At 37.5% G+C, this 10,137-nt stretch carries 14 protein-coding genes; 13 read left to right on the top strand and 1 reads right to left on the bottom strand.

The genetic code is table 11. From position 1 onward, the window contains the following. Positions 1-143 precede the first annotated feature (143 nt). The 12 genes from infA to prfA all read left to right on the top strand — a co-directional run bounded on the left by infA (position 144) and on the right by prfA (position 8,511). On the top strand, positions 144-368 hold the full coding sequence (gene infA, locus F6K13_RS05945) for a translation initiation factor IF-1 (protein WP_008191178.1): 225 nt from the start codon (positions 144-146) through the stop codon (positions 366-368). Between the two features lie 104 nt (positions 369-472). After that, positions 473-586 (top strand): 50S ribosomal protein L36, encoded by a 114-nt coding sequence (rpmJ, locus tag F6K13_RS05940; protein ID WP_124143137.1) that lies wholly within the window; start codon positions 473-475, stop codon positions 584-586. Positions 587-673: 87 nt separating this feature from the next. Beyond that, positions 674-1,057, top strand: a complete 384-nt coding sequence (gene rpsM / locus F6K13_RS05935) for a 30S ribosomal protein S13 (RefSeq protein WP_124143138.1) — start codon at positions 674-676, stop codon at positions 1,055-1,057. 18 nt (positions 1,058-1,075) lie between these two features. Beyond that, complete coding sequence (locus tag F6K13_RS05930) at positions 1,076-1,351, top strand: zinc ribbon domain-containing protein (RefSeq protein WP_338043122.1); 276 nt, start codon at positions 1,076-1,078, stop codon at positions 1,349-1,351. A gap of 809 nt (positions 1,352-2,160) precedes the next feature. Continuing rightward, the gene (gene rpsK, locus F6K13_RS05925) at positions 2,161-2,556 is read left to right on the top strand and encodes a 30S ribosomal protein S11 (RefSeq protein WP_124143139.1); all 396 of its coding nucleotides are present in this window, start codon (positions 2,161-2,163) and stop codon (positions 2,554-2,556) included. 24 nt (positions 2,557-2,580) lie between these two features. Then, on the top strand, positions 2,581-3,543 hold the full coding sequence (locus F6K13_RS05920) for a DNA-directed RNA polymerase subunit alpha (RefSeq protein WP_124143140.1): 963 nt from the start codon (positions 2,581-2,583) through the stop codon (positions 3,541-3,543). Between the two features lie 171 nt (positions 3,544-3,714). Next, a complete protein-coding gene (rplQ, locus tag F6K13_RS05915) occupies positions 3,715-4,065 on the top strand; it encodes a 50S ribosomal protein L17 (protein ID WP_124143141.1) in 351 nt (116 codons plus the stop codon). Positions 4,066-4,267: 202 nt separating this feature from the next. Further along, the gene (gene truA, locus F6K13_RS05910) at positions 4,268-5,110 is read left to right on the top strand and encodes a tRNA pseudouridine(38-40) synthase TruA (RefSeq protein ID WP_338043123.1); all 843 of its coding nucleotides are present in this window, start codon (positions 4,268-4,270) and stop codon (positions 5,108-5,110) included. Positions 5,111-5,454: 344 nt separating this feature from the next. After that, positions 5,455-5,904 (top strand): 50S ribosomal protein L13, encoded by a 450-nt coding sequence (rplM, locus tag F6K13_RS05905; protein ID WP_124143142.1) that lies wholly within the window; start codon positions 5,455-5,457, stop codon positions 5,902-5,904. Between the two features lie 5 nt (positions 5,905-5,909). Then, complete coding sequence (gene rpsI, locus F6K13_RS05900; protein WP_124143143.1) at positions 5,910-6,320, top strand: 30S ribosomal protein S9; 411 nt, start codon at positions 5,910-5,912, stop codon at positions 6,318-6,320. 709 nt (positions 6,321-7,029) lie between these two features. Further along, entirely contained in the window at positions 7,030-7,281 is a 252-nt protein-coding gene (rpmE, locus tag F6K13_RS05895) for a 50S ribosomal protein L31 (protein WP_124143144.1), read from the top strand. A 120-nt stretch (positions 7,282-7,401) separates the two neighbouring features. Next, positions 7,402-8,511, top strand: coding sequence for a peptide chain release factor 1 (gene prfA, locus F6K13_RS05890; RefSeq protein ID WP_124143145.1), 1,110 nt, complete (start codon positions 7,402-7,404; stop codon positions 8,509-8,511). Positions 8,512-9,046: 535 nt separating this feature from the next. Here the strand turns inward: prfA and F6K13_RS05885 are convergent. Further along, the gene (locus F6K13_RS05885; protein WP_124143146.1) at positions 9,047-9,235 is read right to left on the bottom strand and encodes a hypothetical protein; all 189 of its coding nucleotides are present in this window, start codon (positions 9,233-9,235) and stop codon (positions 9,047-9,049) included. 263 nt (positions 9,236-9,498) lie between these two features. Between F6K13_RS05885 and F6K13_RS05880 the strand changes: the two genes are divergently transcribed. After that, entirely contained in the window at positions 9,499-9,978 is a 480-nt protein-coding gene (locus F6K13_RS05880) for a hypothetical protein (protein WP_124143147.1), read from the top strand. Positions 9,979-10,137 lie beyond the last annotated feature (159 nt).

Here is a 10,137-nt window from a genome sequence, read left to right as displayed (position 1 = left end):
ATATATATTATTTATAACTCATGCTCAATAACCTCTAAAAATTAAAAACTTTTTGATAGGATATGTTGAGGGGAATCACCTGAAATAACAGGCTGTTCTCAATACAAAAAAATGGTTACTTGCAGCGTTGAGGTGATTAACAGTTGGCAAAACAAGATCTCATAGAAATGGAGGGTACAGTGACGGAATCTCTACCTAATGCTATGTTCAGAGTAGACTTAGATAATGGGTTTAATGTGCTAGCTCATATTTCTGGAAAAATCCGTCGCAATTACATCAAAATTCTACCAGGCGATCGAGTCAAGGTAGAGTTAACACCCTATGACTTGACAAAAGGTCGAATTACATATCGGCTGAGGAAAAAGTAGTAATGATTGAATCTCTACTCAATAATTTGTAGGGAGATTATCTACTTGCTGAAAACATTAGTAAATGATACAATACTAAATTTGTAGTATTGCCATAATAAGGCATGAAAGTTAGAGCATCTGTCAAAAAAATGTGTGAAAAGTGTCGTGTTATTCGTCGTCGAGGACGAGTAATGGTTATATGTGTTAATCCCAAACATAAACAACGTCAAGGTTAAGCATATTCGATACAGGCATCAGATTATTTGTTGTCTACTCATTAACCTAGTTTAAGTTTAATTTTAAGGTGATGGAGATAAAGTAAAGTGGCACGAATTGCAGGAGTAGATCTCCCACGCGATAAGCGTATAGAAATTGGTCTGACATACATCTATGGAATTGGACTATCTCGGTCTCAAGAAATTTTAGATGAAACTGGTGTAAATCCTGATACCCGGGTCAAGGATTTAAGTGATTCTGATATAGCAGAACTTCGTTCTACGGTTCAAAATAACTACCAAGTTGAAGGAGACCTTAGACGATTGGAAGCCATGAACATCAAGCGGTTGATGGATATTGGTACTTACCGGGGTCGTCGGCACAGGATGGGTCTACCAGTTAGAGGACAGCAGACTCGCACTAACGCCAGAACTCGTAGAGGTGTACGTCGAACTGTAGCTGGTAAGAAAAAAGCCAGTGCTAAGAAATAGAAGTTTGGTTCTATCTTTATGATTGATAGATACTTTCCCAGTTCTAAGCTTTGTTCAGACTGTGGAGATGTAGTAGATAAACTACCTCTACATATTAGAGAGTGGGATTGCCCAGAATGTCCAGCTCACCATGATAGAGATATCAACGCTAGTATAAATATTTTGCGGATGGGAACCCGCGTCGGCGACAGACGCAAGGGAACGCCCACCAAGAAGGCTGCGGGACTCGCAGTGTCAGTCTGTGGAGTGACTGTAAGGCCTGAAAGGATTAAGCTCCGGAGGGCTTGCATTTAAGCAGAAAGACCTAACCTGTGATGGTTAGGAATCCCGCGTTGTAATCTTTAGATTCAACGCCGGGAGGATGTCAAGTAAAGCTATTACTATCATTAGTAAAGACCAAGCTCGCCAAAGGGGGGGAACAATTTAGTTAAAGCCTTACTTGCTACTGAGTATTATTTGATTTGATTATCTACTTAAGTCTTAATTCTATTTCTGTATAGCTTACTTAAGTACAAACAAATTATTAATACTATTAATAATAGCAAATGATCTGAAATTATGAGTAATTGACAGTGATTATAGTAATGTAATTCAGTCAGATTGAAAAGAAATTAATCGAATTAAACGATCAACTCTGAAAGTCAATTGTTATTGTCTAATTATAACTATTAAATTAAGGAGAAAAAAGAATTATTTATAGTTAAGTCTGTTGACTTAAGTGAGAAAAACTTGCCAGGGTTGAAACACAAAAAATCTGCTACTTCAGATATTACAACAAAAACTCTAGACTCATAGTTCTAGTAAATAAAAGTAAAAACTTTACTGGCGCAAAAAAATCATCTCTCATATGTAAGTAAAATGTGGGTATTACTACTAAAAGTATAGCATTTAAAAATTCAATAGCCAGCAAAAAAGTTTATTTCTCAGACATTAAGTCATGTAAAACCAAAATACAATATTTCTAGCTAGTCATATAAGGATATAGCATAGCTTTTAAAGCTATATCAAAGTAAACAATTCTTATAAGTTTAAGATTAGAAATAAGTCAACTTGTTCTGAGAAAAGTACATTATTACCTTAAGATACCACTCATAAAGACAAATATGGCACGACAACCAGGTAAAAAAACAGGTGCAAAAAAGCAAAAAAAGAATGTGCCCAATGGGGTGGCTTACATTCAGTCTACCTTCAATAATACAATTGTAACCATTACTGACTTGAATGGTGAAGTAATTTCTTGGGCTTCAGCAGGTTCTAGTGGTTTCAAAGGAGCAAAAAAAGGAACTCCCTTTGCCGCACAAACAGCAGCAGAAAGCGCAGCACGTCGAGCTAACGACCAAGGAATGCGTCAGATTCAAGTAATGGTTAGTGGTCCTGGAGCAGGAAGAGAAACTGCTATTAGGGCTTTACAAGGGGCAGGACTAGAGATAACTTTGATCCGAGATATTACCCCAATTCCTCACAATGGCTGCCGTCCACCAAAACGGCGTAGAGTCTAATCAAATTATTAACTCTGGGGTTCAATGTTCAAGGGAGGTCACTCCGTGGCGCAGTTTCATTACGAGTGTATAGAGTCTAAAACTGACAAAGATCGTAGTCAGTACGGAAAATTTATTATAGAGCCACTAGCTCGCGGTCAAGGGACAACAGTAGGGAATGCACTGAGGCGGGTTCTACTATCTAACTTAGAAGGAACAGCCATTACATCAGTGAGGATAGCTGGGGTTAATCATGAATTTGCCACAATCAAAGGGGTAAGGGAAGATGTTCTAGAGATCCTACTGAACATGAAAGAGGTTGTTCTCAAAAGCCATTCCAACCAACCACAAATTGGTAGAGTCAGGATAGAAGGGCCAGCAACATTAACTGCAGATCGTTTTGATGTACCTTCGGAGGTAGAAATAATCGATCGCAGCCAATATGTCGCTACCCTATCTCCTGGGTCAATTCTGGAAATGGAGTTTAGAATTGAGAAAGGGACTGGTTATAGAGCGGTAGATCGTACTCGCGATGATGTTACAGCTCTTGATTTTCTGCAAATTGATGCCATTTTTATGCCAGTTCGTAAGGTTAACTATACAGTTGAAGCTCGTATAGGTAGCTCTATAGAAGAAGACCGACTTATTATGGAGGTTTGGACAAATGGCAGTTACACACCTCAAGATGCTTTGAGTCATGCTGCTAGTATCTTAATGAGTTTGTTTGAGCCACTTAAAGATATTACTAATATGGCAGAGGCTCCATCAGGAGAGCCTACAGACCCAACAAGTCAGATTCCAATAGAAGAATTACAACTATCGGTTCGGGCTTATAACTGTCTGAAAAGAGCGCAAATTAACTCTGTTGCAGACCTACTGGAGTACAGTCAAGAAGACCTTTTAGAGATCAAAAACTTTGGTCAAAAATCGGCTGAGGAAGTTATAGAAGCTTTACAGAAACGCTTGGGAATAACTTTGCCTCAAGAAAAAGTTGCTAAAGCTACTTAGAGGCCAAAAGTTAGAAATTCAAACCAGTTTTTGTCAATGGCATCAAAAATGTCAATCTGAAATACTATTTGCTTTCAAAGATGACCGACTGAGTTTTTGAAGCTGTTAGTAGCAGTACGGAAACACAAATTGAAAAAATTAGCTCAAATATTTTAGATACTCAAAGTAGTCATGCGTCATAGTCGTCGTGTTCCAAAGCTAGGAAAACCAGCAGATCAGCGTCGCGCTCTTCTGCGGTCTCTAGCCACTGAATTAATCCGTCATGGTAGGATTACTACCACAAAAACCCGTGCTAAAGCTGTACAGTCAGAAGCAGAAAAAATGATTTCCTTGGCAAAGGATGGATCGTTAGCAGCTCGCCGACAAGCTTTAGGTTATATCTATGACAAAAAGCTAGTTCACTCTCTATTTGAAGGAGCACAGGATAGATACGGTTCTCGTAATGGAGGTTATACCCGTGTTTTAAGAACTGTTCGCCGTCGTGGAGATAACGCAGAAATGGCAATTATTGAACTGGTTTAAGGTCTATAGTTAAGAGATAGTTGGGAAATCAATCAGAAAAAGTTAGTACTTGACCATTTTATTAATAGTAAAAATTTAATGGTGACAAAGATTGACTTTTAAGCTTTAGAGAGGTGGGGCATCCCTTGGTAGCTCAGTCAATGTTCTCATAGAGAAGTCCCTGAGAAGCCTACATCTGATTCTTGATCAGCATTGTGGGAGTATGTCACAAACTTTCAACTTTCCCATGGCTAATAACCAACCTTTAGTTCAGCGTGTTGCTCTTGTAATTCAATATCAAGGCACTCATTTTCATGGGTGGCAAAGACAGCCAAATCAACGAACTGTACAAGAAGAGATTGAAAATACTATTTCTTCTGTGGTTAACCAGTCTGTAATATTACATGGTGCAGGAAGAACAGATGCGGGAGTTCATGCCGCAGCACAAGTAGCCCATTTCGATGTTCCAGGCCCAATTCCTGCCCATAAGTGGGCTACTATTCTCAATTCACGGCTAGCTAATGATATCTTAATCGCAAGTTCGGCTCAAGTTGAATCTACCTGGCACGCTCGATTTTCTGCAACTTCGCGGCGTTATCGCTACACCCTATATACAGAAAAACGGCCTAATTTGTTTGTGATGCCTTTTGTTTGGCATTACTATCAAGCACAGTTAGATCCATTGTTGATTCAAGCAGCTTTGAATCCTTTAATTGGCTGTCATCACTTGGCTGCTTTTCAAAGAGCTGGCTCTTCTCGTCCTCATTCTTGGGTAGATGTACAAGAGGTTAAGTGTGAAAGTCAGGGGCCATTTATTCATATAGAGGTTCAAGCTAGTGGGTTTCTATATGGAATGATGCGATTATTGGTGGGGTTACTCATTCAAGTGGGTCAACAGAAGCTATCTGTGAAAAATTTTACAGATATCTGGGTTAATCAAAGAAGGGATGTTGTGAAGCACTCAGCTCCGGCTAGTGGCCTCTGTTTATTGCGGGTTGGTTATCTGGAGTTTCCTTTTACTCAAGAAGTTTGGTATAATAATATGCCTCAATTTATTTTTTATTGATTAGAGCAGGCGATCGCTACTTTGATGGATTCAGTCACTCCTAAAATGTTGCGAAACTGGTTTACTCACTGCTGTTACTGGAGACTTCTTTCTAAAAAACCGCTATAAGTATCTCTATTGAGACTTTCCATTAACAGGAATTACGCAAAGGCACTACATATAGTAGATAAAAACTATAGCACTATGGTACATATAGTGTTTATGTCGGAAAAATGCGTAATTCCTGATTAAGTATCAAAGAATAATAACTGACAATTGGGTAAACTGAGCAAATAATTCAATCAGATTAAACTGACAATAAAAGCCAATATAAGCAGTAAAAAAACAACTAAATTAAGTAAATTATGAATACAACATACGTTCCACCACTGAAGGCTCTAGAGCAAAAATGGTATGTTATTGATGCTAAAGAACAGCGTTTAGGGCGATTAGCTACTGCTATTGCGATGATTATTAGGGGTAAGAATAAACCTACTTATACTCCACATCTCGATACAGGAGATTTTGTGATTGTCGTTAATGCTGAAAAGGTGAATGTAACTGGTAAAAAAAGTAGTCAGAAACTTTATCGGCGCCATTCAGGAAGGCCAGGAGGTATGAAAACAGAGGTTTTTTCTAAGTTGCAAGCTCGTTTGCCTCAAAGAATTATTGAGGAGGCAGTTTTCGGAATGCTACCAAAAAATTCTCTGGGAAGAAAACTTCATGCTAAACTAAAAGTTTATCCAGGGCCTGACCATCCTCACCAAGCTCAAAAACCTGAAACGTTAATTATTGAAACTACTCCAGGAGAATAAAAATAATGCAAGCAAAAGAAAGTGGCCGTGCTATGTATTGGGGTACTGGTCGTCGTAAGTCTTCGATCGCTTCAGTACGCCTAGTTCCAGGTACAGGCAAATTGATTATTAATGGTAAGGATGGTGAGTTATACCTACAATATAATCATGGTTATTTATCATCTGCAAAAGCTCCACTAGAGACTTTAGGTTTGGAAAATGAATATGACATTCTCGTGAAAGCTACAGGAGGTGGGTTAACAGGACAAGCTGATTCTATTAAGTTAGGCGTTGCTAGAGCCTTGTGCCAGTTAGACCCAGATAATCGTAAACCTCTCAAGACAGAAGGATATTTGACTCGCGACCCCCGGGCAAAAGAACGGAAAAAGTATGGTTTACGCAAAGCTCGTAAAGCACCTCAATATTCTAAACGATGATATACTGAAAAATTGCCAATTGTTACAAGATTGATGATAATTGGCAAAAACTTTAGACATCTCCACCAAAAGAGGGAACAGGGAACAGGGAACAGGGAACAGGGAGAAATAATTGATAATTTATGGATAAGAATTGATTTGATTTTTGATTTTCACCAGATGTCTTTTGATAAAATTTTCAATAGCGCTATAGTAGGGCGTGTCATCAATTAAATCTGAAAGTACTATGTAGCAAGAGTTTTGAACTTTTGGCTGGGAAAGACTACAGGCGCTAAAAACCTTGACTCACAAAGCTTATAGTTCTAATTGATGACAGGCCCTAGTGGTGTGATACCAATTTGAAAAAAGAATGTTACGAATAGTTTAGTCAACTAAAGTAATTTAAGTCAGATGCAAATTTACTATAATAGATTTTTTCATGGCAAAAAATGAGAATAAAAGCTACTTCTACTGACTATTGACTATTGACTACTCGAAACAGTCCAAATATTTGTAGCAAAAATTTATAAAATTGGTATGACACATCTAAAATTTTGCAATAGTGTAGTAGGGGCGGGTTCTGCATTAAGTTAATGGTGTTACAAATTATTTAGATGAACCCGCCCCCAACCCAACAATTGAATGCACAAAATTAGCTTTGTCAATTCAGTGCAATAAGCTAAGATATTGTATAGAAAAAATATTTGTAATTTTAAGTAGAGTAAAGAAAATGCCTAAAGCTGGAATTCATCCTGAGTGGTATCCAGAAGCCAAAGTTTACTGCAATGGTGAAGTAGTAATGACAATTGGTTCTACAAAACCAGAGATTAATGTTGATGTTTGGTCGGGAAATCATCCCTTTTTTACAGGTACTCAGAAAATTATTGATACTGAAGGAAGAGTTGAGAGATTTATGCGTAAGTATAGTAAAAAAGATGGAGGGAAAAGCTCTAAATCTAAGAAGAGTAAAGATAAAAAATAGCTGGAATGTCAATTGTCCTTAATTAGTTGTCTGTAATATTTTATGGACAACAATTAACATCAACATCTCACAAAAATTCCCCATAAATAAAATACTAATTAAGACAAGGGACAACTGACAATGGCTGAAACATATTTACTAGAAAAATTAAAATCCGTTGAGCAAACTTACAATGAATTAACTCTACGTTTAGCAGATCCAGATATTGCAAAAGATCCAACTGAGTTCCAAAAAGTAGCTAAGGCACGCTCCTCATTAGAAGAGGTGGTAAATACTTATGAAGAGTGGAAAAATAGTCAGCAAGAATTAGCGGATGCTAAGGAAATCTTGAAAGAAGCTGGTGGCGACCAAGAAATGGAAGAGATGGCCAGAATGGAAGTAGAGGAATTGGAAGCCAAGCTGGAATCTCTGGAAATTCAAATGAAAATTGCCCTACTACCACGAGACCCCAACGATGATAAGAATATTATGTTGGAGATTAGAGCTGGTACAGGAGGGGATGAAGCTAGTATTTGGGCAGGGGATCTGGTGAGAATGTACTCCCGTTACTCAGAAACTCAAAAATGGAAGGTGAGTTTACTGAGTGAATCTTTAGCAGATATGGGAGGTTTTAAAGAAGCAATTTTAGAGATTAAGGGAGAACAGGTTTATAGTAAGCTGAAGTTTGAAGCAGGAGTTCATCGGGTTCAAAGAGTTCCAGTGACAGAAGCAGGTGGGAGGGTACATACTTCAACAGCAACGGTGGCCATTATGCCAGAAGTGGATGATGTAGAAGTGGAAATAGATGCAAAAGATATTGAACTAACAACGGCTCGTTCTGGTGGAGCAGGTGGACAAAATGTGAACAAGGTGGAAACTGCTGTGGATTTATTTCATAAACCCACAGGAATTAGAATTTTCTGTACTCAGGAGCGCAGTCAGCTACAAAACAGAGAGAGGGCAATGCAAATTTTACGAGCTAAACTTTATGAGATTAAGCTACAAGAGCAACAACAAGAAGTTAGTTCGATGAGGCGATCGCAAGTAGGTACTGGTTCCCGCTCAGAAAAAATTCGGACTTATAACTATAAAGATAATAGGGTGACAGATCATCGCTTGAGTCAGAACTTTTCCCTTGCACCTCTTCTTGAGGGAGATATAGAAAATGTAATTCAAGCTTGTATTACCCAAGACCAGCAGGAACGTTTGCAAGAGTTGGCAGCATCCACATCTACTCCAATGTCAGTCTAATTGACATTTTGTGAAATGGACTTATTCACATAATATCAATATCACTCAAAAAGCGAGGACAAAGTTCTCGTTTTTTTTATAAAATATGCTTATATTAGCAAGTATAGCGCTGTGCGCAGGAACAGGCAATATGGGGGATAAAAAGCTGATAGTATAAGACTTTTAGCTATGTAAAACATAAGTTTTTCAATTTTACCTTCAGCTACTTACCATTAAATTTCAGCAACACCAATTTTATTTAGGGTTTGCTGAAAAAGTATGCATGGTCAAGGGAGGACTGAGTCAGGAGAAATGGGAATTATAGAGGAGGTAGTTGGATGTTTTGTCCCTTGATTTTTCTGCCCTTGTCTGCTCAAAATGCTCATAAGCATGAGCTTGAGGCACTGAAAACCAGGCAATTTTTTCGACAATAAAAAGACTAAAGCCTTTATCTGTCAATGTTTTGAGATTTAATCAGCAAACCATATTTATAACTGACCCGTCCGAACATTATATAAGTCTGGGTTTGCACATTATGGAATGATATTGCCAAAAATTAGTTTAGATTTTGAGTAAAAAACCTAATATTAATCATTTTAGCAATTCTCAAACCCAAAATATTGTTCATCAAAAATCTAAAATCATTTGTCACTGTGCAACGCCATAAGTCTTGTATCCCACATTCCGCACTTCGATTTGTAACATTAAAAGTATTATAAAAATCTGTAGCTTGGTAGGTATTCATACTATGCAAATCATCTCAATTACTTTTTTCGTTCATCAAATCCCGAGTAAATAATTAATCATAAATACTTGCTTGATTGTTTACTCAATCACTGTAGCTATGATTTTCTCGTAAATTCTGACTCCTGACTCCTTCTTCTATACTACATTTTGTGGTGCGGAATATGGGTTGTATATTATTCTATGCAGCTCAGAAATGAATTTGATATAACGTAGTAAAGTATTCTAATTCTAGCAAATTAAAGAAAAGTAGGAGATTTGGGCATGACTACCAATGAAGAATTATCTTGGGAATGTGGAATGGGTTTCTATGTGCCAATTTTAAATGATGGAGAATTAGTGGGCATTTGTAAACCTGAATATGCCGAAGAAATTCTAGAAGTTATGAATGAGCAGGAAAGGCTACACAAAGCTTTAAGGCTAGCTTGTCTAGATTTACTGCGAAGGGTGGGAGGAAAAAGAAGTAGAGTCAATGACTTAATGCAGAAATATATAGCTCTGGCTGAACGACCTAAATATGGACCAAGAGCGGTAGCCCTCTTGTTGCGAGAAAGGCAAGAACAACTGCAGGTTAGTGGCCATGAGTTTATTAAATTTTGTGATATTCATAAAATTTCTCCTGAGCAACTCAAAGATATTTATGCAGGCAAAGCAGTAGATACAAACTTAGTAGGACCTATAGCAAGAATTTTAGGCAAAACTAATAATGAAGTACAAGAAATATTAGAAGGCCCTAGCGAATAATATTGTAATTTGTCATTAGCACTTAGTTTTTTGATTTTCTCGGTCTTAGAGTATGTCTGAAATTTTAATTAATATGATTTATCATCTTTTTAGATGAGTTTTTCAATTAGATTATTATTTTTTCTGCTTACAAAAACTTTTTCAAATCTACACCTCTTA

Origin of the sequence: Okeania sp. SIO2B9, from assembly GCF_010672505.1 — a bacterium.
Classification (GTDB): domain Bacteria; phylum Cyanobacteriota; class Cyanobacteriia; order Cyanobacteriales; family Microcoleaceae; genus Okeania; species Okeania hirsuta.
This window is presented reverse-complemented; position numbering and strand designations above follow the sequence as displayed.

What these genes read in the sequence shown, in the direction of transcription:
- rpmJ (WP_124143137.1), top strand. Translation starts at nt 473, where the DNA reads ATGAAAGTTAGAGCATCTGTCAAAAAAATGTGTGAAAAGTGTCGTGTT.
- F6K13_RS05930 (WP_338043122.1), top strand. Translation starts at nt 1,076, where the DNA reads ATGATTGATAGATACTTTCCCAGTTCTAAGCTTTGTTCAGACTGTGGA.
- rpsK (WP_124143139.1), top strand. Translation starts at nt 2,161, where the DNA reads ATGGCACGACAACCAGGTAAAAAAACAGGTGCAAAAAAGCAAAAAAAG.
- F6K13_RS05920 (WP_124143140.1), top strand. Translation starts at nt 2,581, where the DNA reads ATGTTCAAGGGAGGTCACTCCGTGGCGCAGTTTCATTACGAGTGTATA.
- rplQ (WP_124143141.1), top strand. Translation starts at nt 3,715, where the DNA reads ATGCGTCATAGTCGTCGTGTTCCAAAGCTAGGAAAACCAGCAGATCAG.
- truA (WP_338043123.1), top strand. Translation starts at nt 4,268, where the DNA reads ATGTCACAAACTTTCAACTTTCCCATGGCTAATAACCAACCTTTAGTT.
- rplM (WP_124143142.1), top strand. Translation starts at nt 5,455, where the DNA reads ATGAATACAACATACGTTCCACCACTGAAGGCTCTAGAGCAAAAATGG.
- rpsI (WP_124143143.1), top strand. Translation starts at nt 5,910, where the DNA reads ATGCAAGCAAAAGAAAGTGGCCGTGCTATGTATTGGGGTACTGGTCGT.
- rpmE (WP_124143144.1), top strand. Translation starts at nt 7,030, where the DNA reads ATGCCTAAAGCTGGAATTCATCCTGAGTGGTATCCAGAAGCCAAAGTT.
- prfA (WP_124143145.1), top strand. Translation starts at nt 7,402, where the DNA reads ATGGCTGAAACATATTTACTAGAAAAATTAAAATCCGTTGAGCAAACT.
- F6K13_RS05885 (WP_124143146.1), bottom strand. Translation starts at nt 9,235, where the DNA reads ATGAATACCTACCAAGCTACAGATTTTTATAATACTTTTAATGTTACA.
- F6K13_RS05880 (WP_124143147.1), top strand. Translation starts at nt 9,499, where the DNA reads ATGACTACCAATGAAGAATTATCTTGGGAATGTGGAATGGGTTTCTAT.